This is a genomic window from Micromonospora sp. NPDC049645, from assembly GCF_040675155.1.
In the GTDB taxonomy this organism is placed as follows: domain Bacteria; phylum Actinomycetota; class Actinomycetes; order Mycobacteriales; family Micromonosporaceae; genus Micromonospora.
Genome location: NZ_JBFAOI010000011.1, coordinates 53,038 through 79,095, shown reverse-complemented (window position 1 = coordinate 79,095; position 26,058 = coordinate 53,038). Strand labels below are relative to the sequence as shown.

Genomic DNA, 26,058 nt, shown 5'->3' with positions numbered 1-26,058 from the left:
TGCCGCCTGGACAAAGTTGACGGCGGCGCCGTGCGCGGATCGTGACGCGTAGGGCCGGTTACGGGCGGGCGGTCTCCTGGTCCACGGTCCGCTGACCGGCGTCGACGGACGACGTGGCGCTGCGGGCCGCCGACGGGATCGGGTTGTCCGCCGTCTGGTGCAGACCGGGCACCCGGTCCTCGATCACGAACGAGGCCCGGGTGTACGCGGGCGCGCCCGGCCGGCTGACGTACGGCAGCACGTCGAAGTCGGCGGTGAGCTGCCCCGGGGTGATCGTGGTGCGCACGTACCCCCGCAGGTTGTTCTGGAAGCGCAGATGCGGGTTGAACGCGAACCACGGGTGCGAGCCGGACGGCGAGTCCGCGCCGTCACCGGTCGAGGTGATCGAGGAACAGACCAGTTCGGTGCCGACGGTGCGCGAGGTCGGGTCGGCGTAGTCCACCTTCAGATCGCTGGCCCAGTGCGCGTGCACGTCGCCGGTCAGCACCACCGGGTTGCGTACCCCGGCGGCCAGCCAACCCCGGGTGATGCGGTCCCGGGAGGCGACGTAGCCGTCCCAGGAGTCCATGCTCGTGACGGTGAGCGGGCCGGAGTTGTTGTCCCGCTGAGCGAAGAAGACCTGCTGGCCGAGGATGTCCCACTGGGCGTCCGAGCGGCGGAAGCCGTCCAGCAGCCACGCCTCCTGCTCGGCCCCGGTGATCGACCGGGCCGGGTCGGATGCCGCCGCGCAGTCCCGGTAGCCGTCGCCGCATGCCTGGTCGTCGCGGTACTGCCGGGTGTCGAGCAGGTGGAAGGTGGCCAGCCGGCCCCAGCGCACCCGCCGGTAGAGCTGCATGTCGATGCCGCGGGGGATTGAGGTGCGCCGCAGCGGCATGTTCTCGTAGTACGCCTGGAACGCCGCCGCCCGCCGTGCGGGAAACTCCGGGTCCGGCGCCTCGGGCACCTCGTCGGCCCAGTTGTTCTCCACCTCGTGGTCGTCGAAGACCACCGCCCACGGCGCCACCGCGTGCGCGGCCTGGAGGTCGGCGTCGGTCTTGTACTGGGCGTGCCGCTGCCGGTAGTTGGCCAGCGTCCGGGTCTCCGGTCCCTCGTGGTCACGCGGGTTGCCACCCGGGACGTTGTACGTGTCCGGGGCGTACTCGTACTGGTAGTCGCCCAGGTGCAGGATCAGCTCCGGCTCGGTCTCGGCGAGCCGCCGGTAGGCGGTGAAGTAGCCGTGCTCGTACTGGGAGCAGGAGGCGAAACCCATCGCCAGGGCGGCCGGCATGGTCCACGGCGCCGGTGCGGTGCGGGTGCGCCCGGTCGGCGAGACGTGGCGCTCGGCCCGGAACCGGTAGAAGTACTCGCGCCCGGGCAGCAGGCCGGCCAACTCCACGTGCACGCTGTGCGCCGAGCGGGGGCGGGCGACCGCGACCCCGCGGCGCACCACGTGCCGGAACCGCTCGTCGGCGGCCAACTCCCAGTGCACCGGCACGTCGCGGTCCGGCATGCCGCCGAGGCCGTCCTCGGCCAGTGGCTGCGGGGCCAGGCGGGTCCACAACACGAACCCGTCGTGGTCGGGGTCGCCGGAGGCCACACCGAGGGTGAACGGGTAGGCAAGCGGCCGGCCCGCCGCCGCGCCGGCCGCCGCCGGCAGCCCGGTGACCGCGCCCGCGGCGCCGATCGTGGCGCCGGACAGCAGGATGGTACGTCGGGACAGTGACACGAATCCTCCCCAGAGTCCGATCTGCGTGACTCCGGGAGCCTCGCGAGCCCCGATGGCCGACAGGTGACAGTGAGTGGCCCTGCTCGTCGCCGACAATCGAACACCGATGACCGCTGTCGATCCGCGCCGACCGCCGTCGGGCGGGCTGCTGGTGACCGGGGAGGGTCGGGTCGTACGAGCCCGGGTCGCCGACAGGTGATGTCCGACTCCCGACTCCTGTCCGCGCTGACCGACGAGGAGCTGAGCACCCCTCGTGACCTGGTCTGGAAGGCGTCCGACGGTGGTTGCCCGGTGTCCTTCGGGCCGGAGTGAGCGCACCGCCGACGGCCGTGTCCCACTGGGCGAGCAGGCCATCCGTCGGTAATGCTGTCCGACGTGACCACCCCGCAAGATCTCGACGACCGGTTCCGGGAGACGCTGGCGGCGCTGCCCGCCGCCGAGCGGCGGCGTGACCCCGCCGACCCGGTCACCGACGACGCTCCGCTGACCGGCGCGCAGGTGCTGGACCTGTTCGACGCGCAGGTGACCAGCCGGCAGCTCGACCTGGCCGGCCGCTGGTTGCGCAGCTTCGGGGAGGGTTTCTACACGATCGGCTCGGCCGGGCACGAGGGCAACGCCGCGCTCGCCGCCGCGCTGCGCCCCACCGACCCGGCGTTGCTGCACTACCGCTCCGGCGCCTTCTACTGCCTCCGCGCCGCCCAGGCCGCCGCCGACCCGGCGGTGACCCCCGCACCCGGGTCGGTCGCCGACCCCGAGCCGTCCGCCGCCGGGTCGACCGTCGACGACGAGTCGACCCGCGACGCCGACCCGCCCGACGACCGGGAGCTGCCCGAACCGGCGCGGAACCCGGCCGCCAGCGGGTTCCCGGCGTACGCGGACGCGGCCCGGGACGTGCTGCGCGGGATGGTCGCGTCCAGCCTCGAACCTATCGCCGGCGGTCGGCACAAGGTGTTCGGCCGGGCCGACCTGGCCATCGTGCCGACCACCTCCACCATCGCCTCGCACCTGCCCCGCGCGGTCGGGATGGGACTGGCCGTGGAACGGCTGCGCCGGCTCGACACCGCCGGACGGCGTACCGGGGCCGGGGTGCGGGTCGGCAGCGGCGCGGGCGCGGCACACGCCCCCTGGCCACCCGACGCGATCGTGGTCTGCTCCTTCGGCGACGCCTCGGTCAACCACGCCAGCGCCACCGCCGCCTTCAACACCGCCGGCTGGTACGACCACGCCGGGCTGCGGATCCCGGTGCTCTTCGTCTGCGAGGACAACGGGCTGGGCATCAGCGTCCGCTCGCCGGAGGGTTGGGTCGAGTCGACCCTGCGGGCCAAGCCGGGCGTTCGCTACTTCAGCGCGGACGGGGCCGATCCGGTGCGGACGTACGCGGTGGCGGCGGAGGCCGCGGCGTGGGTGCGCCGTACCCGGCGGCCGGCCGTGCTGCACCTGCGCACGGTACGGCTGATGGGGCACGCCGGGGCGGACGCGGAGTCGGCGTACCGGAGCCCGGCCGAGCTGGCCGAGGACCTGGACCGGGACCCGGTGGCCGCCACCGCGCGGCTGCTGGCCGACGCCGGGGTGGCGACCGGCGCGGAGTTGCTGGCCCGGTACGACGAGACCGGTTGGCAGATCCGCCGGCTGGCCGAGGAGGTGCTGGGCGAGCCGAAGCTGGCGTCAGCGGCCGACGTGGTGTCGGCACTGGCACCCCGGCGTCCGGTGCGGGTGGCGCGGGCGGTGGCCGACGCGGCGGCGCGGGCCAGCGGGCCGGGCGCGGGCGTCCGGGCGGAGGCGTTCGGCGGCAAGCCGCCGGAGCTGGCCGGGCCGATGACCCTGGCACAGAGCATCAACGCGGCTCTCGCCGACGGGATGCTCGACCACCCGCAGATGGCGGTCTTCGGTGAGGACGTGGCCGCCAAGGGCGGCGTGTACGGGGTGACGAAGGGGCTGCGCGACCGGTTCGGGGCGGCCCGGGTCTTCGACACCCTGCTCGACGAGACGTCGGTGCTCGGGTTGGGCCTCGGCGCCGGGTTGGCCGGGATGCTGCCGGTGCCGGAGATCCAGTACCTGGCGTACCTGCACAACGCCGAGGACCAGCTGCGGGGGGAGGCGGCCACCATGCGGTTCTTCTCCCAGGGTGCGTTCCGCAACCCGATGGTGGTGCGGGTGGCGGGGCTTGCGTACCAGGAGGGGTTCGGCGGGCACTTCCACAACGACAACTCGGTGGCCGTACTCCGGGATGTGCCGGGTCTGGTGGTCGCGGTGCCGGCGCGGCCGGACGATGCCGCTCCCATGTTGCGGACCTGTCTGGCGAGCGCGGCGGTGGACGGCAGTGTCTGCGTCTTCCTGGAGCCGATCGCGCTCTACCACACCCGCGATCTGTACGCGGAGGGTGACGGTGAGTGGTTGGCCGGCTACCCGGAGCCGGGCGGGTGGGTGGCCGGTCACGTGCCGATCGGACGGGCCCGGGTCTACCGGGTCGGCTCGGCCGACGACCTCACCATCATCACTTTCGGTAACGGAGTGCGGATGTCACTGCGGGCCGCGGCCGTCCTCGCCGAGGAGGGGGTGGGCACCCGTGTGGTGGACCTGCGCTGGCTTGCCCCGCTGCCGGTGGCCGACATCATCCGGGAGTCCTCGGCGACCGGCCGGGTGCTGGTCGTGGACGAGACGCGCCGCTCCGGCGGGGTGGGCGAGGGCGTGATCGCCGCACTGGTCGACGCCGGATATGTCGGAGCCGCGCGACGAGTGGCGGGAGTTGACTCGTTTGTACCATTAGGTCCGGCAGCACGGCAGGTTCTGGTCTCCACGGAAGCCATTACCGAGGGTGCCCGTACGCTGCTGGCACGGTAAATTCCGTTGCACCCGGTGCGCCACTTGCGCGCGGACGCACAACTGTGTGGACTTTGCCTGACGGCGTCGCACCGACGCCGCGAGCAGGGACGAGATGAGGAGGCACGCGACAGTGAGCGCGACCGCTGGTCAGGCCGCCGACGGGGTACGCAGCCTGGCGGACCGGTTCGGAATCGAACCGGGGATGGTCGTCATGGAGATGGGGTACGACGACGACGTCGACCAGGATCTCCGAGACGCCCTGACCGACCGCTGTGGAGATCTGGTCGACGAGGACACCGATGAGGTGGTCGACGCGGTGCTGGTCTGGTACCGCGACGGCGACGGTGACCTCTTCGAGCTGCTCGTCGACGCCCTCGGCCCGCTGGCCGACAACGGGGTCGTGTGGCTGCTCACCCCGAAGGCGGGGCGTGCGGGGCACGTCGAGCCGAGCGAGGTCGCGGAGTCCGCGCCCACCGCCGGCCTTCAGCAGACCTCGACCGTCAACGCCGGCCGGGACTGGAGCGGCGCACGCCTGGTGCTACGCCGAGGGGCCAAGGCCAAGAAGTAGCGAGCGCCGCTTCGCTCGCCCGGCGGCCCGCCCCCGCCGGGTGACAGGTTGCTGCACTCACCCCCGACTCGACCCGAGGAGAGTTCGCATGCCCGTCAAGGTTGGTGCCGAGGCTCCCGACTTCGTGCTGAAGGACCAGAACAACCAGGAGGTCCGACTCTCGGACTTTCGGGGCAAACGCACCGTCCTGCTGGTCTTCTACCCGCTCGCCTTCACCGGCACCTGCCAGGGCGAGCTGACCGAGGTGCGCGACAACCTCGGCGAGTACGTGAACGACGACGTCCAGGTGCTGACCGTCAGCGTCGACTCGGCCTACAGCCACAAGGTGTGGGCCGACCGTGAGGGCTACCAGTTCCCCATGCTGGCCGACTTCTGGCCGCACGGCGCCGTCGCCCAGGCGTACGGGGTCTTCAACGACGTGGCCGGCTTCGCCAACCGGGGCACCTTCGTCATCGACAAGACCGGCGTGGTCCGCTTCGCCGAGATGAACGGCCCGGGCGAGGCCCGCGACCAGCAGGGCTGGCGCAAGGCCATCGCCGAAGCGGCGGTCTGACCGGGGTACGCCGTGCGCCCGGGCCGGTGGCGAGCAAGGTAAGCTTGCCAGCCACCGGCCCGCCGCACGGGCGATCCGGGCGCGTAGCTCAGTGGGAGAGCACCCGCCTTACAAGCGGGGGGTCGCAGGTTCGAAACCTGCCGCGCCCACCCTGCACCTCGACCCGCACCGTTCGGCTCGCTACCCTCGATCGATGGTCGACGCGGACGAGCACGGTCACCCCGAACCGCCGATCGCGGGCGACGAGACGGCCACCCTGCTGGGTTCCCTGGACCGTCAGCGCGCCACCCTGGCTTGGAAGACCGGCGGGCTGGACGCCGCCGGCCTGCGGGCGACGCTCGGGCCGTCGTCGATCACCCTGGGCGGGCTACTCAAGCACCTCGCCTTCGTCGAGGACTTCTACTTCTCACTGAAGCTGTCCGGGCGCTCGCCCGGACAGCCGTGGGAGACGGTCGACTGGGACGCGAATCCCGGCTGGGACTGGCAGTCGGCCGCCGAGGACACCCCGGAGCAGCTCTACACGCTCTGGCGGGAGGCCGTGGCCCGCTCCCGGGCCACCGTGGCCGAGTTGCTGGCCGACGCCGGGCCGGAGCAGTTGGCCCGGGGTGAGTGGCCCGACGGGCAGGTGCCGAGCCTGCGCCGCATCCTGGTCGACCTGATCGAGGAGTACGCCCGGCACGTCGGCCACGCCGACCTGATCAGGGAGTCAGTGGACGGGCTCACCGGCGAGGACCCGCCGCGCTGATCACGCGCACCGTGTTTCCGAAAAGCCGTGTCGAGTTGCTGAACCGCCACCGACCGAGGTGCCACCGGCGATGGCCCCGGTCTCCGGCACCGCCATGATGGGCGGGTGCAGGACACCGTCGCCGTCGCGCTGATCACCTCACTGTCCACGTTGGCCGCCGCCGCCCTGACCGGGCTGGTCGGTGCGCTCAGCACCCGCCGGCAACTGGCCCACCACCTCACCGTCGCCCGGCAGGAGAGCGTCGAGCGGCGCGCGACCCGCCGGGACGAGCTGCGGCGAAACGCGTACGTCGGGTTCCTGAGCGCCTGCGACCAGGCGTACCGGCAGTTGGACCGGCGGTGGCTGGACGCCGGCGGGGGTCAGCCGGTGCCCGGCTACGACGAGGCGTACGCGGCGATGCGCGCCGTGGACGAGGCGTACAACCTGGTGTTGTTGGAGGGCCCGACGGAGGTCGCGGCGGGCGGCCGGGCCGTGTTGACGAGTCTCACCACGGAGTACGCCGACCAGCGCCGGCTCGGCGACGAGCCGGGTGACGCGAGTACGCCGCTGCGCGACCGGCACCGGGAGCGCTGGCTCGCGGCGATCGAGGTGCGGACGAATCGTCGGATCTCGTTCGTCGACACCGTACGTCAGGTGCTCGACCACGCCTGACGCCGACCGGTCTGGCGGCTGTCAGACCCCTCGCTCCCACTCCGGGGTCCGATACCCGAGACCCTCAAGACCCTTCCCTCAGGATCCGCGCACTTGCCCGGATCCTGCTGCCTCGGCGGGCGACGGGGCAGCAGGATCACCGAAGTTGCGCGGATCTTGAGAGGTGGGGGAGGGTGGGCGCGTGATGGTGGGAGCGGCACACATCGGCGCGGTGTTGTTCGACATGGACGGCACCCTGGTCGACTCCGACGCGGCCGTGGAGCGGGCGTGGGAGCGGTGGGCCGCCGAGTACGCCGTCGACCCGGCGGCGGCGCTGGCGATCGCGCACGGCAGCCCGGCCGACCGGACCATTCGCCGGCTGCTGCCCGCGCTCGACGACGACGCGGTCGCCGTCGCGGCGGCCCGGCAGCTCGCGGTGCAGTACGACGACCTGTCCGACGTGACGGCCACCTCCGGAGCGCACGAACTGCTGGGCACCCTGGCCCGGCTGGGACTGCCCTGGGCGGTGGTGACCAGCGCCGACGCGCGGCTGGCACAGGCCCGGCTCGGTGCCGCCGGCATCAAGGCACCGGTGCTCGTCACGGTCGAGGACGTCAGCGTCGGCAAGCCGGACCCGGAGGGCTACCTGCGGGCGGCCACGCTGCTGGGCGTACCCGTGGCGCGGTGCCTGGTCGTCGAGGACGCCGAGGTCGGGTTGCGGGCCGGGAGGGCGGCCGGCGCGCTGACCGCCGCGCTGAAGGGCCTCGACGGCGACCTGCGTCTCGACGACCTGGCGCAGCTGGCGCGTCAGCTCACGTCGGCCTCCGCGACGCCCTGACCCACCGGATGATCCGCTCACCGGGCGGCCCGCCCACGGGATCGGACAACCCATTTCCCCGCCGGGGAGGCTCTACCGTTTCCGGGTCCGGTCTGCTGCACTACCGGCCGGGAACGACGACGAGGGAGACGCGGTGGAGTTGACGCTGACGCCGATGACGGCAGACGAGCTGGACCGGTTGTTGGGGGCGTTGGAGCAGGGGTACGCCGAGGACCTGGTGGCGCACCGGGGGATGACCCCGGAGGCGGCTCTCGAGCGGTCGGTCAGCCAGATCCGGGAGTCGCTACCGCTGGGCGTGGCCAGCGAGGGGGTGCTGCTGCGGCTGGGCCGGGTCGGTGACACCGAGGTCGGCTGGATCTGGGTGACCCTGCCGACGGCCGCCGCCCCGAACCAGGCGTGGATCCACAACATCGAGGTGCACGAGGAACACCGGGGACGCGGGTACGCACGCCGGATGATCCAGCTCATCGAGGCCGAACTCGCCCAGGTCGGGGTGCCCGAGCTGGGTCTGAACGTCTTCGGTACGAACACCGTGGCGATCGGGCTCTACCGCAGTCTGGGCTTCGAGGTCACCTCGCAGCAGATGGCGAAACGCATCACCGGGCCCGCGTCGGCGCCACCGCACAGCCCCCGGTGAGCTGAGCGGGGCGGCGACCGGGCGACTGGTCCCCTCGGCAGGACTGTTCACCTGCCCAACGGGAAACCGGCGCGGACCGCACCTGGGGAGGAGCGACGGATGACGCACGGCGCCGGACTGACCATCGGTGTGCTGGGCTCGTACGGCGGGCGAAACCTCGGCGACGAGGCGATCCTCACCGGCCTTCTCACCGATCTGCGCACGCAGGAACCGAACGCCCGGATCATCGTCTTCTCCCGAAACCCGGAGCACACCCGGGCCGCCCACCCGGACGTCGAAGCGGTGCCCTGGGAGGGCGTCAGCCGTACCGACTCGGCCCTGGTCCTGGCCCAGCTCGACCTGCTCATCCTGGGCGGCGGCGGCATCCTCTACGACCGGGAGGCCCGCCGTTACCTGCGGGTGGTCCGGGTCGCCCAGGAGCGCGGGCTGCCCCTGATCACGTACGCGGTGGGGGTGGGCCCCCTCAGCGACGGGGTGGACACCGGCATGGTGCGGGAAACGCTCTCCAGCGCGACCCAGGTGACCGTCCGGGACCAGGAGTCCCGGATGGTGCTGGAGGAGGCCGGCCTGCTCAACCCGATCACGGTCACCGCCGACCCGGCGTTCCTCCTGCAACCGGAGGAGTTCCCGGCCCACCTGCTGGCCGAGGAGGGTGTGCCGGTCGGCAAGCGGTTGGTCGGGATCAGCGTGCGGGAACCGGGGCGGGCCGCGGAACGCCTCGACGTGGACGGTTACCACCGGCTGCTGGCCCAGATCGGTGACTTCCTGGTGCACCGGATCGACGCGTACGTGCTGTTCGTGCCGATGGAGCGCGACGACATCCGGCACGCCCACGGGGTGCTGTCGCACATGGTCGCCGCCGAGCGGGGCCGGATCCTGCACGGCACCTACTCACCCCAGCAGGTGCTGGGGCTGATGCGCCACTTCGACCTGGCCGTGGGCATGCGCCTGCACTTCCTGATCTTCGCGGCGATGGTCGGTACGCCGTTCCTGCCCCTGCCGTACGCCGGCAAGGTGTTCGACCTGGCCCAACGGCTCGGTGTGCCGGCGCTGCGTGGTGTGGAGCGGGAGGTCGAGGGGCCGCTGCTGGCCGAGGTAGACCGACTCTGGGACGAACGGGAGCAACGAGCCGAGGCCACCGCACGACGGGTGGCAGAGGTGTGTGACCAGGCGCGGGGCACCTCGGAGGTCACCCGCGGCGTGCTGGAGAGCCTGCGCAGTCAGACCCTCACCCGGGTCTGAGCGGGGCGGTCACACCGCCGGGCCGGTCCACCGGTAGCGCCACTCACGGGCTTCCTCGCGGGCGGTCTCCAACTCGTAGATCTGCGCATCGGCCAGCCCACCGGAGCCGATGTGGTGGTGGGTGAGCGGCGGGCGGCCGTTGCTGTCCAGTTCGACGGTGATGGTCTGCCCGTCCGCCGCGCCGCCGACGAGAAGGATCTGCACGGATGAAGCCATGCGCCCATCCTGCCCGTCGCACCGCCGGCCCGCAGCGGATAAGCGGGGCAGCGGCGGACCGGGCCCGTGGCTAGGGTCGGTCGATGGAGCAGACGATAGATCCCACGCTCGGTCCGGTGCTCGCCCGCACCGGCGACGAGCGCGCCGTCCTGACCTCGTTCCTCGACTTCCACCGTGGCGTGCTGCTGCGCAAACTGCGCGGTCTCTCCGACGCCGACGCCCGCCGCCGGTTGGTGCCCTCGGCGACCACGCTCGCCGGGCTGGTCAAGCATCTGACCCTGGTCGAACGGAACTGGTTCCCGACCCTGCTGGCCCCTGAGCCCGGCGACGTCTACCTCACCTCCGAGCAGGACGCGCTTGCCAGTTTCACGCTCGGCGACCAGGAGACCGTCGTGGAGCTGGTGGCGGCGTACGAGCGGGCCTGCGCCCGCTCCCGGGCGGTCGCCGCGAGCCTCGACCTCGACCACGTGGTGCCGCACCCGCAGCTCGGTGAGGTGTCGCTGCGCTGGATCCTGGTGCACATGATCGAGGAGACGGCCCGGCACGCGGGTCACGCCGACATCCTGCGCGAACTGACCGACGGCGAGTCCGGCGCGATCTGAGAGCCCAGGTCGCCGCACGGCAGCGGCGCGCCGTCAACCAATGGGCAGCAGGCCCGGCGGATATTCCATCCCGTCGTGGGTGCAGGCCGCGGCGGCGACCCGCGCCGCGTACCGGGCCGCCTCCGCCAGCGGCTCGCCACGCAGCCGGCCGGCGATCAGGCCGGCCGCGAAGGCGTCGCCCGCCCCGTTGCTGTCGATCACCGGCCCCGGTGGGGTGGCGGGTGGCACCGGCACCAGCGTGCCGTCGCCCGGGAACAGCTCGGCGCCGTCGGCGCCCCGGGTCACCAGCACCGCTCGGGGGGCCAGTGGGCCAGCGAGAGATGCGCCCCGGTCGCCCAGCCGCACCCCGCTCAGCAGAACCAGGTCGGCGACCTCGGCGAACGGCTGGTGGTAGGTGTTCTCGCCGTCCCAGTCGTGCAGGTCGGTGGAGAGCGCCACACCCGTCGCGACGGCGGCCCGCACGGTGGGCAGCAGCGGCACCACCCAATCCATGATCGAAAGGTGTACGTGCCGGGCGTCGCGAACCAGCGCGGCCAACTCCGGTGCGGGAAACGGTGGAGCGCCCCGCCACGGGCGCGGGTCGTACAGCGAGGTGCGTCGCCCGCCCGGGTCCACCAGGTTCACCGACCGACGGGTGCCGTCCCGGCTCTCGGCCAGCACCGCGGGAACTCCGGCCCGGGTCAGCGCGGCCCGGACGAGGTCGCCGGCCGGGTCCGCGCCGACGGTGTCGACCACCAGGACCCGCAGGCCGAGCGCTCGGGCGGCCAGCGCCACCCCGGCACCGGTGTTGCCCACCCGCAGCTCGATCGGCTCGACGGTGTGCGAATCGGCAGCCGGCAGCGGCAGCGCGGGCACCCGGACCCGCACGTCCACCCCGAGCCCGCCAAGAACCAGCAGATCGACCACGGCACCGACGCTAACCCGTCGCCGCTCCCACCTCCAGCGCCCCGCGATCTTGCGTTTTCTGCGGCGACGAAACGTGCATTCTTTGCAGAACGTCGACACAAACTGCAAGATCGCGCAGGGTGGGCCGGTGGGTGCGGACGCCGGGGCGGGCAGGCCGCCTATTCTGGGCGCGGGCGGCGACTAGGGGGAGCAGGTGCTGGTCATCCACGGGCTGTGGTTGCCCGGCGACAGCTCGATGGGCGGCCTCGCCGTCTGGGCCGAGGACAGCGCCGCGCCGATCCCCGTCGCGCGCTCGGGCCGGCCGGCCCGGGAACGCCCGCACCCCTTCGCCGCCGGGCACACCGACCTGGCCGCCCTCCTCGCCGACGCCGCCGAGCCAACCCGGCTGGACACCGCGCTGCTCACCCTCCCCACCCTGGCGGGCGCGCCGACCGACTCACCCGAGCTGATCCGGACCACCGTCGCGCCCGCGGCTCGCGGCCGGCTCACGCTGGCCGCGTGGCGGGTCCCCATCCTGGTGTACGCCCCGGACGACGCCCTGTCGCTGCTCCGCGCCCTGGACGACCTCCCGGCGGTCCCCGGGGCCACCCTGCGGCACCTCGCCGAGTTGGCCGACTTCGCCGCCGACCTGGTGACCCGTGGCCGCGTCCTTCCCGGCGTCCGCACCACGACCGTCGACCAGACGCCCGGCGCTGGCGTGACGACGCCGTCGGGCGCCGGCGTGACGGCACGGGCCGGCGCTGGCGTGACGACGCCGTCGGGCGCCGGCGCGTCGGCACGGGCCGGCGCTGGTGTGACGACACCGGCCGGTGTTGGGGCGCAGGTGCCCGCGCAGGCGGTCTGGCGCCCGCTGCTGACCGGCACGGACGCCGCCTGGGCGCGGTCACTGGCGCTGGCCCTGCCACCCGCCGCCCGAGCCGTCGTGCAACCCACCGCCGAGCTGACCACTGCGAAACTGACCACCGCCGAGCTGACCGCGGCGGAGCTGGTCGCGGACGCGCTCGACGCGTTGGCCGACGCCGCCGCGCGGGCTGCCCTGGCGACCACCACGCTGGCCCGGGGGCTGCGCCCGGGTGGGCCGGCGCCGGCCTGGTTGGCCGCGCTCGCCGGCCCTCGGCGGGACTTCACCATCGACCCGGCCGGGTTGGCCACCCTGCACGCCGAGCTGGACACCTGGCAGCGCGACGCCGCCGGGGGTCCGGTGCGGGCCAGTTTCCGGCTGGTGGAGCCGGCCCCCGACGAGGTCACCGAACCGATCCTGGCCACCCGGCCACCGCCCACCGCCGCGCCGCCGCCCGCCGACGGCGCGCCGGTGTCGGACGAGTCGACCGGTGCCGGGCGCTGGCGGCTGGAGTTCGGGTTGCAGGCCGCGGACGAGCCCGGCCTGCACGTCGACGCCGGGGAGGTCTGGCGGGCACCGCACACACTCGGCGGCCTGGCCGGCCGTACCACCAACCCCCAGGAGACGCTGCTCGCGGAGCTGGGCCGGGCCAGCCGGCTCTGGCCGGACCTGGACGCCGCGTTGCGTACCGCCGCGCCGGAGGCGATGGAACTCGACGTCGACGGTGCCCACCGGTTCCTCAGCGCGGGTGCCCCGGTGCTGCACGCGGCCGGTTTCGGGGTGCTGCTGCCGTCCTGGTGGCAGCGTCCGTCGGCGCGACTGGGCGCCCGGTTGCGGGCGCGCAGCCGCACCGCGCCGGGCACGGTGGGTGGCACCGACGGCGGTGTCGGACTGGACGCCCTGGTCGACTACCGCTGGGAGATCGCGCTCGGCGACCAGCCGCTGTCCGCCGAGGAGTTGGCGACACTGGCCGAGCTGAAGACCCCGCTGGTACGGCTCCGCGGCCGGTGGGTGGAGCTGGACCCGGGGCGGCTCGCCGCCGGCCTGCGCCTGCTCCGCTCCGCCGGTGAGTTGACCGTCGCCGACCTGCTCCGCCTCGGGCTGGCCGACGGCGAGGCCACCGGGGCGCTGCCGGTGCTGGAGGTGACCGCCGACGGGGCGCTCGGCGATCTGCTCGCCGGGGCGGTCGAGCGACGGCTCACCCCGCTGGAGCCGCCGCCGAGCTTCCAGGGCACGCTGCGGCCGTACCAGCAGCGTGGGCTGGCCTGGCTGGCGTTCCTGCGTTCGCTCGGCCTGGGTGGCGTGCTCGCCGACGACATGGGGCTGGGCAAGACGGTCCAACTGCTCGCCCTGCTCGCCGGCGACCCACCGGAGGCCGGCCCGACCCTGCTGGTCTGTCCGATGTCGCTGGTCGGCAACTGGCAGCGGGAGGCGGCACGGTTCACCCCGGAGCTGCGGGTGCACGTACACCATGGTGCCGAGCGGGCGCGCGGGGCGGAGTTCACCGCGGCGGCGCACGGCGCGGACCTGGTTCTCACCACCTACTCGGTGGCCGCCCGAGACGCCGGCGACCTGGCCGGCATCGACTGGCACCGGGTGGTGGTGGACGAGGCGCAGGCGATCAAGAACGCGTCGACCCGGCAGGCCGAGGCGGTTCGCGCGCTGCCGGCCCGGCAACGGGTGGCGGTGACCGGTACGCCGGTGGAGAACCGTCTCGCCGACCTCTGGTCGATCATGCAGTTCGCCAACCCGGGCCTGCTCGGGCCGGCCGCGACGTTCCGCAAGCGGTTCGCCGAGCCGATCGAGCGGCACGGCGACGCGGAGGCCGCCGAGCGGCTGCGCCGGATCACCGGCCCGTTCGTGTTGCGCCGGCTCAAGACCGACTCGTCGATCATCTCGGATCTGCCGGAGAAGCTGGAGATGGAGGTGCTCTGCAACCTCACCGCCGAGCAGGCCGCGCTGTACCGGGTGGTGGTCGACGACATGCTCGCCCGGATCGAGACCAGCGACGGCATCGAGCGACGCGGCCTGGTGCTGGCCACCATGACCCGACTCAAGCAGGTCTGCAACCACCCCGCCCAGCTGCTGCGCGACGGTTCGCCGCTGGAGGGCCGCTCCGGCAAGCTGGCCCGGCTGACCGAGATCCTGGAGGAGGTGCTGGCGGCGGGGGAGCGGGCGCTGCTGTTCACCCAGTACGCCGAGTTCGGTGCGATGTTGCGCGGCCACCTGTCGGCGCGCTTCGGCCGGGAGGTGCTGTTCCTGCACGGTGGCCTCGGCAAGGCCGAGCGGGACGCCCTGGTGCAGCGCTTCCAGTCGGCGGAGGGTCCGCCGCTGTTCGTGCTCTCCCTCAAGGCCGGCGGCACCGGGCTGACCCTGACCGCCGCGAACCACGTGGTGCATGTGGACCGGTGGTGGAACCCGGCGGTCGAGGACCAGGCCACCGACCGGGCGTTCCGGATCGGGCAGCGCCGGCGGGTGCAGGTTCGTAAGTTCGTCTGCGCCGGCACGGTCGAGGAGAAGGTGGCCGCGATGATCGCCGACAAGCGCAGCCTCGCCGAACGGGTCGTCGGGACCGGCGAGCAGTGGATCACCGAGTTGTCCACCGGTCAGTTGCGGGACCTGTTCGCGCTGGAGGCCGGGGCGGTGGTGGAGTAGTGGGCGAGCCGAGCGCCGGCGTGAGCAGCGACCGGTTCGCCGACTACGGTCGCCCCCGTCGGGTCGACGGAGGTCTGCGGGCGCGAAGTGCCCGGGGCGCGATCGGCCGGTCCTGGTGGTCGCGGCGTTTCCTGGAGGTGCTGGAGTCGTTCGCGCTGGGCACCCGGTTGACCCGGGGCCGGTCGTACGCGCGGGCCGGGCAGGTGCTCACGCTCGACATCACGCCCGGTCGGGTCAGCGCGGTGGTGCAGGGCTCCCGGCCGCAGCCGTACCAGGTGTCGATCGCGCTGGAGCCGTTCCCGGCCGCGCTCTGGTCCCGGATCGAGGACGAGCTGGCCGGGCAGGCGTTCTTCAGCGCCCGGCTGCTCGCCGGGGACCTCCCCGACGAGTTGGAGGAGCTGTTCGCCGCCGCCGGCGCACCGCTCTTCCCGCGCGCTGTGGACGAGTTGACCCAGCGCTGCAACTGCCCCGACTTCGCGGTGCCGTGCAAACACCTCGCGGCGACGTTCTACCTGCTGGCCGAGGCGTTCGACGCGGACCCGTTCGAGCTGCTGCACTGGCGCGGTCGTTCCCGCGCGGAACTGCTCGACGAACTGCGCAACCGGCGGGCCGCGGCGACCGGCGTCACCCCGCCGCCGGTCGACCCACCGTCCGAACCGGACGGTACGGCCTCGACAGTGGAGGTCGGCGCGCCGGTCGGCGCCGCACGGGCGCTCGCCGGTCTGTCGACCACCCCGTTGGCGGAGGCGGCGGACCGGTTCTGGTCCGCGCCGGTGCCGCTGCCGGATCGGCCACCTCGACTGGTGACCGGCACCGACCTGCTGCTGCGTCAGCTCGGAGCGCCGGCCCCCGCCATCGGTGGGCCGGGCCTGCTCGAACGGTTGCGCCGCGCGTACCGGGCCTTCGGCCCGGCCGACCGGTGAGCCGTCCGAGGCAGTGGTCGAGCCGTTCCATCGAGCGGTGGGGCCGTCAGGTCCATCGACGGCGGAACCGCCACATGATCGCGGCGTTGGCCACCAGCACCACCGCGCAGATCGCACCGGTCAGTCGACCGGCGAACACGGCTATCGCCGGTAGTGACGCCCACAGCAGAATGGTCAACAACATCAGGTAGCGGCCCCTGCGGGCCCGAACCCGGTGGTCCAACCGGGCGAAGAACGCCGGGTCACTCTCCCGGAGCTGACGGGTGATCTGGTCGAATCTGCGCTGATCCTCTTTGCTGAGCATGGCGCTGCCTTCCCCTCACGCGTTCAGCGGTTCGGCGGCATACCCGCTGCGGTGGTGGCTCACGCTCGCCTGTTCCCGCTACTTTTGCTGCACGCGAGGTCGCCTCATGTCCGGCTTACCTGAACCTTAAGTTTGCCTTTGGTGGTGAACGAGGCCGAAAGTGGCGCGTACGGCGAGGTGGTCCGATCCGTGCTCCGCTGCGGTGCGTACGCCCTGCTGGGAAGGTCCGCACCCCCCTCCGCCCCACCGGCCCCGGCCGATGTCGCACTGAGCGCTGTCTTAAGTGCCCTCACGAGTGGGTTCCGGCCACCTTGAAGGGCCCTGGGGCCTTGGTTACCTTGCCGTAGCAACCCCCTCAGGCAACAGTCGCCGCACCTGCCGCACCTGCCCGGTCGCAGCTTCCGGCGCTCATCAGAAATCGGGATTGGTACATGGCCGACCAGAATGTGCCACCACGTCGACCGCGGGACGACCGCGGTTGGGACGGACACCAGCACCACAGCGCTGACGGCTACGGCGACCCCCACCCGCCCGCGCCCTACGGCTACGACTCGAACCACCCCTACCAGGGCGGCTACGCCGCGCAGGCCGACCCGCGTGAGCAGTACGCCGACGGGTACGCGCATGCCGGGCAGCCCGCCCCCGCCCCGCGCGGCCCGCAGTGGGTCGGCCCGGAGGGCCTCGGCCGCCCGGCACGCCCGGCCGGCACCGGACTGCCCACTCTCGACGATGACGACGAGTCCGGCCGCAAGGTCGGTCGGCGCAAGGCGATGGTGGCCCTCGGCGGCACCGCCGCTGTCGTCGCCGGTGGCGCGGCGCTCGCCATGACCCCGCAGATCCGTGGCCTCTTCGGCGACGAGGCGGCGGCCGGCGACGCGACCGGCAGCACGGTGACCGACGGCACCGCGGCGCGGCCCAGTGGCCAGCAGCCCAGCACGGTGCGCACCTACACCGAGCAGAACGAGAGCTACATGGGCTCCCGGGCCGGTGAGGCGCTGAAGAAGAACGCGCCGACCGGTGGACGGACCTTCTCCGGCCCGGCCGCCGCCGCGGCGGCGACCCAGGTGACCGTGAAGACGGTGCTGGCCAAGGACCCGATCCTGCACCTGGCCCGGCGCGCCACCTTCGGGGTGACCCCCGGGGTGGTCGCCGACATCAAGCGCGACGGCATCGACTCCTGGATCCGGGCCCAACTGGACCCGGACAAGCTGGAGCCGAGCAAGGCCGAGCTGAAGCTCGCCGAGCTGCCCACCCAGAAGCTCTCCGTGCAGCAGCTGCGCGACCAGCGGGACAAGCTCAACGAGCAGGACGCCCAGCCGGAGCGGGAGATGGTCGACGCCACCATCGCCCGGCAGATCTGGTCCAAGCGCCAGCTGTTCGAGGTGATGGTCGACTTCTGGAACGACTTCCTGCACGTCGCCGCGGACTTCGACGGCGGCGAGGTGTTCCGCAACTCGTTCGACCAGGACGTCGTGCGCAAGCACGCGCTGGGCAGCTACCCGGAGATGCTGGTCGCCGCGAACAAGCACCCCGCGCTGCTGATCTACCTGAACCAGAAGGACTCCCGCAAGGACGCCATCAACGAGAACCTCGCCCGGGAGAACCTCGAGCTGTACTCGGTCGGCGTCGACGGCGGCTACAAGGAGCCGGACGTCCGGCAGGCCGCCATGCTGCAGACCGGCCGGGGTGTCGACGACAAGGGCAAGTACGTCTTCCGCCCCGAGCAGCACTACGTCGGCAAGGTGAAGATCCTCGGTTTCACCCACGCGAACAACTCGGCCGACCCGAAGAAGGCCGAAGCGGCGATCGACGCGTACATCACCTACATCGCGCTGCACCCGTCGACCGCGAAGTACGTGGCACAGAGCCTGGCGACCCGGTTCGTCTCGGACACCCCGCCGAAGTCCCTGGTGGACCGGCTGGCCAAGACGTACACCACCAACAAGGGCATGATCAAGCCGGTCCTGATGACGCTGTTCTGCTCGTCGGAGTTCTGGGCCGCCGTGGGCCAGAAGGTGCGTCGGCCGATGGAGTACCTGGCCGCCACGTACCGCACCCTGGGCGTCTCGCCGGAGGCGTCGCCGAAGCACAACAACGGCGACAGCAAGCGCACCCCGTACGCCCGGGGCCTGCGCCAGATCCAGGACAAGCTGCGCGAGCTGGGCCAGTCCCCGATGGGTCACCCGACCCCGGACGGCTACCCGGACGTCTACGTCGCCTGGACCTCGGCCGGCACCATGGTCAACGGTTGGAACGAGGCGGGCGAGATCCTCGCCGGCTACCGCACCACCTTCACGTACACGGCGCCGGAGAAGTTGGTCGCCAAGGCACCGGCGACGGCCGGGGCGTACGTGGACGCCCTCTCCCTGCGGCTGGTGGGCCAGAAGTTGAGCACGCGGGAGAAGAACCTCATCCTCGGCGTGGCCGGTGTGCCGGCGACCGCCAAGGTCGACGCCACGTTCAACGGGGCCATCACCGCCGTCGCGCGGGCGATCCTCGCTTCCCCCCAGCACCACCTCCGGTGAGGCACCCGATGGAGAAGACTGTGTACAACTCTTTCCCCCTGCACCCCGAATGCCCCGACGTGCGCCGGCTGGCCGACAACCCGGCCGAGGCGTTGCTGCGCGCCGAGGCGGACATCGTCGCCGCCGAGAACGCCGCCGAGTTCGACCGGTACCGCACGCTGGAGAACCTGGAGGAGGCCCAGCAGGACGGTCGGGGCGTCACCCGGCGGACCTTCGTCGCCGGTGCCGCGGCCACCGCCACCGCGCTGGCCACCGCCCAGTTCGTCACCACCTCGGCGTCGTTCGCGGCGACCAAGACCGGCACCCTGATCCACGTCTTCCTCTACGGCGGGCTGGACGGGCTGAGCCTCGTCGCGCCGGACAACGACGCGGTGCTCAACAAGGCACGGCCCGACCTGCTGCTCGGCAACGACTCGCTGGCCCTGGGCCGCGGCTTCAAGCTGACCAGCGCGTTCAAGCCGCTGGAGAAGTGGCTCACGGCCGGTCAACTGGGCTTCATCCCGGCGGTCTCCGACGAGCGGCTGTCCCGCAGCCACTTCCAGGCCGCGGACGCCTGCAACCTGGGCGGCCTGCCGAACGAGACCGGCGGCCGGGGTTGGCTCGACGGTCTGGTCGACAACCTGGGCAAGGGCACCGCGTTCCGCAGCGTCGGCGTCGGCAGCACGCTGCCCCGCTCGCTGGTCGGCAACAACGGCGCGCTCTCACTGAACAGCGTCGGCTCGCTGCGCCTCAACGGTGACGAGAAGTTCCGGGCCGCCACCGAGAAGGCCATCAAGGGGCTCTTCACCGGGATCAACCACCCGGTCGAGGAGGCCGTCCAGGAGGGCATGGGCGCGCTGGCCACCGCGCAGAAGCTCGCCGCCAAGCCGTACCAGCCCGTCGAGGGCGTCAAGTACGAGGGCGTCGGCAACGCGTTCCAGCAACTCGCCCAGCTGATCAAGGGCGGCGCCAACGTGCGGGTCGCCACCGTCGGCATGGGTGGCTACGACACCCACGAGAACCAGGGCACCCGCGAGGGCGGCCAGCTGTACCGCCGGCTGAACGAGCTGGCCAGCGCGATGGCCGCCTTCTTCACCGACCTCGGCCCGCAGGCCGCCGACGTGACGATCATGGTGTCCAGCGAGTTCGGCCGTCGGGTCGGCTCCAACACCGGCGGCACCGACCACGGCCACGGCGGGGTGGTCACCCTGCTGTCCGGCAAGAAGCTGGCCGGTTCGCTGCTCGGCACCTGGAACGGCCTGGACAAGCTGGACTCCGGCGACGTGCCCGAGTACAACAACATGTTCAACGTCTACGGCGCGGTGGCGCAGGGCCGGTTCGGGCTCACCAACGCGGAGGTCGACAAGGTCTTCCCCCGCCAGAAGTACGCCCCGATGAAGCTGTACGCGTGACGCATTCGCACACCCACGCCACCGGCCGTCGTACCGGGACCTCGTCCCGGCACGGCGGCCGGTCGGCTGCACCCGTACCCCCGCAGATCCCGGCCCGGCGCGGACCCGGCGGCCGACGGCTGCTGGGCGTGCTGCTCCTGGTCGGCCTGCTCGCCAGCGTGCTTCCGTGGTGGCTGGGCACCCCCGCCGGTTCGCTGCGCAGCGCCGCGACCACCGTCACCGCGGCCGGCCGGATCAGCGGCCTGATCGCCGGCTACCTGCTGCTGGTGCAGGTGCTGATGATGAGCCGACTGCCCGTGCTGGAACGGTGGATCGGCGGCGAGCACCTGGCCCGCTGGCACCGGGACATCGGTGCCACCCTGCTGGTCAGCGTGCTGGCGCACATGTCGCTGATCCTCGTCGGCTACGCCGACCTGCGTAACCAGTCGATCCTCGCCGAGGTCGGCACGCTGCTCGGCGACTACGAGGACATGGTTTCGGCGTTCGTCGCCACCGGCATCATGATGCTCGTCGGGTTCAGCAGCGTCCGGGCCATCCGGCGGGCGTTGCCCTACGAGCTGTGGCACCTGCTGCACCTGTCCAGCTACCTGATCCTGCTGCTCGGCTTCGGCCACCAGTTCGCCCACGGCGCGCAGCTGTACAAGCCCGGCCCGGTGCGCACCGGCTGGATCGCGCTCTACCTGCTGGTGGTCGCCGCCCTGCTCTGGGGCCGCGTGATCACGCCGCTGGCGTTCAACCTGCGCTACCGGCTGCGGGTCGCCGACGTGGTCGCCGAGAGCACCGACACCATCTCCATCTACCTCACCGGCGAGCGCCTCGGCCGGCTGGCGATGCTCGGCGGCCAGCACTTCCGCTGGCGGTTCCTCACCCGGGGCTGCTGGTGGCAGTCGCACCCGTTCTCCGTCTCCGCCGCCGCCAACGGTCGCTGGCTGCGGGTCACCGTCAAGGTGGTCGGCACGCACACCGCGGACCTGCGCGACCTGGAACCGGGCACCCGGGTCTGGGCCGAGGGCCCGTCCGGCACCTTCACCGCCGCGCACCGGCTTCGCGAACGGGCGCTGCTGATCGCCGGCGGCAGTGGCATCACGCCGATCCGGGCGATGCTGGAGGAGCTGCCGCCGGGCGCCGCGCTGATCTACCGGGCCCGCACCCCGGCGGACGTGCTGCTCAGCCGCGAGTTGGACTGGCTGGCCCAGGAGCGCGACACCTCCGTCTGGTACGTCATCGGCTCCCGCGACGACCCCGGCCCCCGGCAGCTGATGAGCCCGGACGGGTTGCGTCAACTGGTGCCCGACGTGGCCCGGCGCGACGTCTACCTGTGCGGGCCGCCCGGGTTGGTGGAACAGTCGGTGCGTGCGCTGCGGCGGGCCGGCGTGCCCCGACGGCAGATCCACCTGGCCACGTTCGAGCTGTAGGAAGGGCATCCCCCATGCGTCGCGCGTTCCTCGCGATCACCGGCCTGGCCGCCAGCACCACCGCGCTGGTGGTGCTCAAGGGCTCCCCGGCCACCAACCAGGTCGCCCAGAACCTGCCGACCGCCCAGCCGGTCAACCCCAGCGCGCCGGGTGTCGACCCGACCGCCGACCCGGCCGCGCCGGTCACCGATTCGACGGGCGAGGCGCCCACGGCGTCGAAGACCGCCGACGCGCCGGTGTCGCCCAAGCCCGGCAAGACCACCGCCCGCCCGTCCGGCACCCGCACCACCACGAAAGCGCCGTCCGCACCCCGGACCACCAAGGCGGCGCAGCCGACCACGCGCCGGGTCACCGGCAACGGCTTCGAGAACGAGTACGGGTACGTGCAGGTGCAGATCGTGGTCTCGGGTAACCGGATCGTCGAGGCGGTCGCGCTGTCACTGCCCAGCGGCGGCGAATCCGACATCCACAGCGGCGACGTCCGCAACAGCTACGACGGCAGCGGCGGCGAGGTGGTGAAGAAGCAGAACGCCAACCTCAACACCGTCTCCGGGGCCACCGAGACCAGCAACTCCTACAAGCAGTCGCTGCGGTCCGCCATCGAGCAGGCGTTCTGACGTGCGGGCCACGCTGACCCGACCCGGGCTGTGCCGGGTCGAACAGATCATGGGTACGACGATCACCCTGGACCTCGCCGACGATCTGCCACTGGCGACGCTGCGCGAGTTGGCGGATGAGGTCTTCGCCTGGATGCACGAGGTGGACGGGCGGTTCAGCACGTACCGGCCGGACAGCGAGGTGTGCCGTTTCGACCGGGGTGAGGTGCTGCTCTCCGAGGCGTCCGCGGACCTGCGGTACGTGCTGGAGACCTGCGCCGACCTGTGGGGGGCCACCGACGGGTTCTTCGACGCGTACGCCACCGGTCGGCTCGACCCGTCCGGCTTCGTCAAGGGCTGGGCGGCTCAGGTCGCCTCGGACCGCCTCGTCGCCGCCGGTGCCGTCAACCACTGCGTGAACGCCGGCGGGGACGTACGGGTGCGGGGTCTGTCACCGTCCGGGGAGCCGTGGCGCATCGGCATCCGCCATCCGTGGGACGCGATGGCGGCCTGCCTGGTGCTCACCGGGACGGACCTGGCCGTCGCCACGTCCGGCGTCTACGAGCGGGGCCGGCACGTGTTGGACCCGCGCCGGGGCGCACCGGCCAGTGGGCTGCGCTCGGTCACCGTGGTCGGCACCGACCTCGGGGTGGCCGACGCGTACGCCACCGCCGCCCTGGCCATGGGCACCCCCGGTCTGGGCTGGCTGGCCCGCCTGGACGACCACACCCACGCGGCGATAACCGACAACGCCCGCCAGTACCACTCCACAACCCTCCCCCTGACCGACTAACCCCCGCCCCCCGCCCCGCCCTCCGCGCCCGCAACCTCCGCCCCCGCGATCTTGCACTTTGGGTTGTCCTTTTGTCCCTTGGTGCGGAGATTGTCGCGACAGGAAGTGCAAGATCGGCGACGGTGGGCGGGGCGGGGCCGGGGTGGGGCGGCTAGCGGAGGGGGCGGTGGGTGCCGGCGGGGCGGGAGCCGGTGGGGCGTGGGCGGCCGGGGCGGGAGCCGGACGGCCGGGTGCCGGCCCAGCGGTGCCGTGGGTGGCTGCGCCGGGGCGGCTCCGTGCCGCCGGGGTGCGGCGCTCTGTCGTTGCTGGACATCGTTCCCCCGTTCGTGGCGCGCGTTCGCGCCGTCTCCCTCTCAACGAGGACCGGCGTGCCGGCGACGCTGTCGGGCACCGGATGGAATCGCGGTTTCACATGCCACGTCGGGGCAGTGGCAGGTGACCGGGGAGCAGGTCGGGGGCGAGCGTCACCCCGGCGGCGCGCAGCGCCCCGATCAAGGTGTTCTGCACGAGGTACGAATCCGGAAGTTGCCAACGGGCCTGCTCCGGGGCGACCGCCCAACGGACCGTGCCCTCCGGCAGCCGGGTGGGCGGCGCGGGGATCCACGAACCCGGTCCGTGCCGGACCACGTGGAAGCAGTGCTCCAACTCCGGCCGGAGCGGGTCGCCGGGGCGGACCAGGAACATCCACCGCCCGGTGGGCGTGACCAGCACCGGCCCGCGTACGCCGGTGCCGGCCGGGTGGATCTGGACCGCGTCGAGCACGTGCCGGCCGAGGTGGGCGGGCACCTCCAGCACGTCGAAGGCCCGGCCGGTGGGAAGCAGCACCCCGTGCGGTCGGCTCCGCCACCAGGTCGCCACCCGGGCCGGGTCGGCGCTGGCGGCCAGTTCCCAGTTCTCCAGGGCGGGGTGGCAGCCCACGGTGGGACAGCCGGCCCGGCCGCAGACGAAACGACTGCGGGCCAGGCAGGCGCCCGGGGTCACCTCCCAGCCGTGTGCGGCGTACCGGATGGCGACCCGGCGCAGCCGGACCCGTTCCAGCGGCGACAGTTCGGCAACGCGCGGTCCGACGTTCCCCCACATGTGTGCCAACTCCTCTCGTCGGGCCCGGCGTTCGCCAGGTCGCATGTCGAGCACCGTCACTGCCGTAACCCACGATCGTTGAGGTTGACGAACGGCTCGTGCAACTTGCACGAAAAGTACGAGGACTAGCTGTACGGCTGACGTACATCCTGTGCGACCAGCGAAAACGTGAAAGTGAACAGCAACCGCCGCACCCGCGGACATCGCCCCGACTCGATTGGTCGTCGGTGGCAGGGGAGGATGGGGAGATGGACGAGCTACCCATAGGGCGGCGAGTGGCCTATTGGCGGGGGCGACGCAAGATGTCGCAGCAGGTCTTCGCGGACCGGCTGGGCAAGTCCAAGAGCTGGGTGGACAAGGTCGAGCGTGGCGTCCGTAGGTTGGACAAGTTCTCCGTCCTCTACGAGATCGCCGACATCCTCCAGGTCGACGTGCAACTGCTCATGGGCAAGGATCCGGAGCGCCGCACCGACGCGCTGAACTGCATCGACCAGGTCGAGGTGCAGGAGATCCGGGCGGCGCTGGAACGCTACGACTCGATGAGTGCGTACTTCGACGCGGTGCCGTACCCGCCGCCGCTGGACGACATGCGCAAGGCCGTCAACCACGCCTGGCTCACCTACCAGTACGGCCGTTACGGCATGCTCACCCGGGCGCTGCCCAAGCTGCTGCGCGACGCCCAGGCGGCCGACGCCGCCTACGGCGGTGAGCAGGCCGCCGAGGCGGCGCACCTGCTCGGGCAGGTCTACCAGATCGCCTCCTCGGTGCTGCGCAAGCTCGGCGAGTGCGAGCTGGCCTGGTTGGCCGCCGACCGGTCGATGGCGGTGGCCCAGCGGGCCGACGACCCGCTGCTGGCCGGGATCGCCACCACCCGGGTCTGCAACGCCCTGGTCGCGATGGGCCGGGCCCGGCCCGCGCTGGAGCTGAACGTCCAGATCGCCAACCGGCTGGCGCCGGGTGGGAGCAACCAGGTCTCCCCGGCCCGGCTCTCCGTCTACGGGATGCTGCTGCTCCAGGGCGCGATGGCCGCGTCCCGCATCGGCGACTCGGCAAGCGTCGACGACCTGATCAACTGCGCGCAGGAGGCCGCCACCCTGCTCGGCGGCGACCACAACCACTACTGGACGTCGTTCGGCCCGACCAACGTCGAGCTGCACCGGGCCGCCGCCGCGGTGGAGCTGGGCGACGGGGGCCGGGCCGTGGAGGTGCACCAGCTGCGCATCGCGGAGCCCGCCTTCAACGCGCTGCTGCCCGAACGTCGCGCCCACCACCTGCTCGACATCGCCCGCGGGTACGCCCAGATGGGCGACGTGGCCAACGCCGGCGAGATGCTGCTGCTCGGCGATCGACTCGCTCCGTCGGAGATCCGCTGCCGGCCGATCGCGCACGAGGTGATGTCCGACATCCTGCGTCGCACACGTGGTGCGCCGCCTTCTCCGGTAGCGGAGTTGGCTGAGCACATGGGAGTAGGGGTATGAGCGCGGAGCCGGTGTGATGGCCGGTGCGACGCGCAACAGCGGGCACCGCGCGGTGCTCTACGTCATCGCCTGCGGTTCGCCGCTGGCCCGGCACGTCGGTCGTCTGGTCGACCTCGCCCAACAGGATGGGTGGGACGTCTGCGTGGTCACCACGCCGGACGGCGCGAAGTTCGTGGACCAGTCGGCCCTGATCCGGCAGACCGGCCACCCGGTGCGGACGCACTACAAGAATCCCGGTGACCCGGACGTGCTGCCGCCCGCCGACGCCATGATCGTCTGCCCGGCCACCGTCAACACGGTCAACAAGTGGGCCGCCGGGATCACCGACACCCTGGCGCTCGGGCTGCTGGTCGAGGCCCAGGGCAAGGGGGTCCCCATCGTGGCCGTGCCGTACACCAACGTGGCGATGGCCTGCCACCCGGCGTTCCGGGCCGGGGTGGCCCGGTTGGCCGAGTGGGGCGTCACGGTGCTCTTCGGTGACGACGTGATCGCCCTGCACCCGCCCGGAACGGGGGAGCAGCACCTGCACACCTTCCCCTGGGCGATGCCGCTGGCGGCGCTGCGCCCGGTCTCCTGGAGCGCCGCCTAGCGC

Annotated in this window: 23 protein-coding genes, 1 tRNA gene and 1 pseudogene; 20 read left to right on the top strand and 5 right to left on the bottom strand. The window is 72.5% G+C overall.

Going from position 1 to position 26,058, the window contains the following annotated elements; all coding sequences use genetic code 11:
- Positions 1–58: 58 nt before the first annotated feature.
- A complete protein-coding gene (locus AB0J33_RS23165) occupies positions 59–1,705 on the bottom strand; it encodes an alkaline phosphatase D family protein (protein ID WP_363616100.1) in 1,647 nt (548 codons plus the stop codon).
- A gap of 145 nt (positions 1,706–1,850) precedes the next feature.
- Between AB0J33_RS23165 and AB0J33_RS23160 the strand changes: the two are divergent.
- From AB0J33_RS23160 to AB0J33_RS23115, 10 genes and pseudogenes are all read left to right on the top strand, one after another.
- A pseudogene (locus tag AB0J33_RS23160) lies at positions 1,851–2,017 on the top strand (MarR family transcriptional regulator); the annotation flags it as partial.
- Positions 2,018–2,068: 51 nt separating this feature from the next.
- Entirely contained in the window at positions 2,069–4,546 is a 2,478-nt protein-coding gene (locus tag AB0J33_RS23155) for a thiamine pyrophosphate-dependent enzyme (RefSeq protein ID WP_363616099.1), read from the top strand.
- Between the two features lie 112 nt (positions 4,547–4,658).
- On the top strand, positions 4,659–5,096 hold the full coding sequence (locus tag AB0J33_RS23150) for a DUF3052 domain-containing protein (protein ID WP_203149179.1): 438 nt from the start codon (positions 4,659–4,661) through the stop codon (positions 5,094–5,096).
- Positions 5,097–5,184: 88 nt separating this feature from the next.
- Positions 5,185–5,649 (top strand): peroxiredoxin, encoded by a 465-nt coding sequence (locus tag AB0J33_RS23145; RefSeq protein WP_363616098.1) that lies wholly within the window; start codon positions 5,185–5,187, stop codon positions 5,647–5,649.
- Positions 5,650–5,726: 77 nt separating this feature from the next.
- A tRNA-Val gene (locus tag AB0J33_RS23140) sits at positions 5,727–5,798 on the top strand.
- Positions 5,799–5,842: 44 nt separating this feature from the next.
- Positions 5,843–6,394, top strand: a complete 552-nt coding sequence (locus AB0J33_RS23135; protein ID WP_363616097.1) for a DinB family protein — start codon at positions 5,843–5,845, stop codon at positions 6,392–6,394.
- Positions 6,395–6,499: 105 nt separating this feature from the next.
- The gene (locus AB0J33_RS23130; protein ID WP_363616096.1) at positions 6,500–7,045 is read left to right on the top strand and encodes a hypothetical protein; all 546 of its coding nucleotides are present in this window, start codon (positions 6,500–6,502) and stop codon (positions 7,043–7,045) included.
- Positions 7,046–7,229: 184 nt separating this feature from the next.
- On the top strand, positions 7,230–7,862 hold the full coding sequence (locus AB0J33_RS23125) for an HAD-IA family hydrolase (protein ID WP_363616095.1): 633 nt from the start codon (positions 7,230–7,232) through the stop codon (positions 7,860–7,862).
- A gap of 133 nt (positions 7,863–7,995) precedes the next feature.
- Entirely contained in the window at positions 7,996–8,499 is a 504-nt protein-coding gene (locus tag AB0J33_RS23120; protein WP_363616094.1) for a GNAT family N-acetyltransferase, read from the top strand.
- A gap of 99 nt (positions 8,500–8,598) precedes the next feature.
- Positions 8,599–9,741, top strand: coding sequence for a polysaccharide pyruvyl transferase family protein (locus AB0J33_RS23115; protein WP_196925240.1), 1,143 nt, complete (start codon positions 8,599–8,601; stop codon positions 9,739–9,741).
- 9 nt (positions 9,742–9,750) lie between these two features.
- Here the strand turns inward: AB0J33_RS23115 and AB0J33_RS23110 are convergent, their stop codons facing one another.
- Positions 9,751–9,957, bottom strand: coding sequence for a hypothetical protein (locus AB0J33_RS23110; protein WP_363616093.1), 207 nt, complete (start codon positions 9,955–9,957; stop codon positions 9,751–9,753).
- 83 nt (positions 9,958–10,040) lie between these two features.
- Here AB0J33_RS23110 and AB0J33_RS23105 point away from each other — a divergent pair, with 83 nt between their 5' ends.
- Positions 10,041–10,559, top strand: coding sequence for a DinB family protein (locus tag AB0J33_RS23105; protein ID WP_363616092.1), 519 nt, complete (start codon positions 10,041–10,043; stop codon positions 10,557–10,559).
- A gap of 33 nt (positions 10,560–10,592) precedes the next feature.
- Here AB0J33_RS23105 and AB0J33_RS23100 read toward each other — a convergent pair whose 3' ends face one another.
- Entirely contained in the window at positions 10,593–11,465 is an 873-nt protein-coding gene (locus tag AB0J33_RS23100) for a PfkB family carbohydrate kinase (protein WP_363616091.1), read from the bottom strand.
- Positions 11,466–11,658: 193 nt separating this feature from the next.
- Between AB0J33_RS23100 and AB0J33_RS23095 the strand changes: the two genes are divergently transcribed.
- Entirely contained in the window at positions 11,659–14,961 is a 3,303-nt protein-coding gene (locus AB0J33_RS23095; RefSeq protein WP_363616090.1) for a DEAD/DEAH box helicase, read from the top strand.
- On the top strand, positions 14,961–15,884 hold the full coding sequence (locus AB0J33_RS23090; RefSeq protein ID WP_363616089.1) for an SWIM zinc finger family protein: 924 nt from the start codon (positions 14,961–14,963) through the stop codon (positions 15,882–15,884). The genes AB0J33_RS23095 and AB0J33_RS23090 overlap by 1 nt, the downstream gene beginning before the upstream one ends.
- Before the next feature lie 46 nt (positions 15,885–15,930).
- On the opposite strand, the gene AB0J33_RS23085 is transcribed toward AB0J33_RS23090, so the two are convergent.
- Complete coding sequence (locus tag AB0J33_RS23085; RefSeq protein ID WP_363616088.1) at positions 15,931–16,188, bottom strand: DUF3040 domain-containing protein; 258 nt, start codon at positions 16,186–16,188, stop codon at positions 15,931–15,933.
- Between the two features lie 431 nt (positions 16,189–16,619).
- On the opposite strand from AB0J33_RS23085, the gene AB0J33_RS23080 reads away from it, so the two are divergent.
- Genes AB0J33_RS23080 through AB0J33_RS23060 form a run of 5 tightly spaced genes read left to right on the top strand, consistent with a single transcriptional unit; the run spans position 16,620 to position 22,908 of the window.
- On the top strand, positions 16,620–18,713 hold the full coding sequence (locus AB0J33_RS23080; protein WP_363616087.1) for a DUF1800 domain-containing protein: 2,094 nt from the start codon (positions 16,620–16,622) through the stop codon (positions 18,711–18,713).
- An 8-nt stretch (positions 18,714–18,721) separates the two neighbouring features.
- Positions 18,722–20,104, top strand: coding sequence for a DUF1501 domain-containing protein (locus AB0J33_RS23075; protein ID WP_363616086.1), 1,383 nt, complete (start codon positions 18,722–18,724; stop codon positions 20,102–20,104).
- On the top strand, positions 20,101–21,519 hold the full coding sequence (locus tag AB0J33_RS23070) for a ferredoxin reductase family protein (RefSeq protein WP_363616085.1): 1,419 nt from the start codon (positions 20,101–20,103) through the stop codon (positions 21,517–21,519). Before AB0J33_RS23075 ends, AB0J33_RS23070 begins: the two co-directional genes overlap by 4 nt.
- Before the next feature lie 14 nt (positions 21,520–21,533).
- The gene (locus AB0J33_RS23065) at positions 21,534–22,136 is read left to right on the top strand and encodes an FMN-binding protein (RefSeq protein WP_363616084.1); all 603 of its coding nucleotides are present in this window, start codon (positions 21,534–21,536) and stop codon (positions 22,134–22,136) included.
- A gap of 49 nt (positions 22,137–22,185) precedes the next feature.
- Positions 22,186–22,908 carry an FAD:protein FMN transferase gene (locus AB0J33_RS23060; RefSeq protein ID WP_363616235.1) on the top strand — a complete coding sequence of 241 codons (723 nt, stop codon included), beginning with the start codon at positions 22,186–22,188 and terminating at the stop codon, positions 22,906–22,908.
- Positions 22,909–23,316: 408 nt separating this feature from the next.
- Here the strand turns inward: AB0J33_RS23060 and AB0J33_RS23055 are convergent, their stop codons facing one another.
- Complete coding sequence (locus tag AB0J33_RS23055) at positions 23,317–23,988, bottom strand: bifunctional DNA primase/polymerase (RefSeq protein ID WP_363616234.1); 672 nt, start codon at positions 23,986–23,988, stop codon at positions 23,317–23,319.
- A gap of 248 nt (positions 23,989–24,236) precedes the next feature.
- On the opposite strand from AB0J33_RS23055, the gene AB0J33_RS23050 reads away from it, so the two are divergent.
- Both AB0J33_RS23050 and AB0J33_RS23045 read left to right on the top strand, forming a co-directional pair.
- Complete coding sequence (locus AB0J33_RS23050; RefSeq protein ID WP_363616083.1) at positions 24,237–25,466, top strand: helix-turn-helix domain-containing protein; 1,230 nt, start codon at positions 24,237–24,239, stop codon at positions 25,464–25,466.
- 16 nt (positions 25,467–25,482) lie between these two features.
- On the top strand, positions 25,483–26,055 hold the full coding sequence (locus tag AB0J33_RS23045) for a flavoprotein (RefSeq protein WP_363616082.1): 573 nt from the start codon (positions 25,483–25,485) through the stop codon (positions 26,053–26,055).
- Positions 26,056–26,058: the final 3 nt, after the last annotated feature.

Coding starts and splice junctions, on each gene's coding strand:
- AB0J33_RS23155 (WP_363616099.1), top strand. CDS start 2,069: ATGCTGTCCGACGTGACCACCCCGCAAGATCTCGACGACCGGTTCCGG.
- AB0J33_RS23145 (WP_363616098.1), top strand. CDS start 5,185: ATGCCCGTCAAGGTTGGTGCCGAGGCTCCCGACTTCGTGCTGAAGGAC.
- AB0J33_RS23135 (WP_363616097.1), top strand. CDS start 5,843: ATGGTCGACGCGGACGAGCACGGTCACCCCGAACCGCCGATCGCGGGC.
- AB0J33_RS23125 (WP_363616095.1), top strand. CDS start 7,230: ATGGTGGGAGCGGCACACATCGGCGCGGTGTTGTTCGACATGGACGGC.
- AB0J33_RS23115 (WP_196925240.1), top strand. CDS start 8,599: ATGACGCACGGCGCCGGACTGACCATCGGTGTGCTGGGCTCGTACGGC.
- AB0J33_RS23110 (WP_363616093.1), bottom strand. CDS start 9,957: ATGGCTTCATCCGTGCAGATCCTTCTCGTCGGCGGCGCGGCGGACGGG.
- AB0J33_RS23105 (WP_363616092.1), top strand. CDS start 10,041: ATGGAGCAGACGATAGATCCCACGCTCGGTCCGGTGCTCGCCCGCACC.
- AB0J33_RS23085 (WP_363616088.1), bottom strand. CDS start 16,188: ATGCTCAGCAAAGAGGATCAGCGCAGATTCGACCAGATCACCCGTCAG.
- AB0J33_RS23080 (WP_363616087.1), top strand. CDS start 16,620: ATGGCCGACCAGAATGTGCCACCACGTCGACCGCGGGACGACCGCGGT.
- AB0J33_RS23075 (WP_363616086.1), top strand. CDS start 18,722: ATGGAGAAGACTGTGTACAACTCTTTCCCCCTGCACCCCGAATGCCCC.
- AB0J33_RS23065 (WP_363616084.1), top strand. CDS start 21,534: ATGCGTCGCGCGTTCCTCGCGATCACCGGCCTGGCCGCCAGCACCACC.
- AB0J33_RS23060 (WP_363616235.1), top strand. CDS start 22,186: ATGGGTACGACGATCACCCTGGACCTCGCCGACGATCTGCCACTGGCG.
- AB0J33_RS23055 (WP_363616234.1), bottom strand. CDS start 23,988: ATGTGGGGGAACGTCGGACCGCGCGTTGCCGAACTGTCGCCGCTGGAA.
- AB0J33_RS23050 (WP_363616083.1), top strand. CDS start 24,237: ATGGACGAGCTACCCATAGGGCGGCGAGTGGCCTATTGGCGGGGGCGA.
- AB0J33_RS23045 (WP_363616082.1), top strand. CDS start 25,483: ATGGCCGGTGCGACGCGCAACAGCGGGCACCGCGCGGTGCTCTACGTC.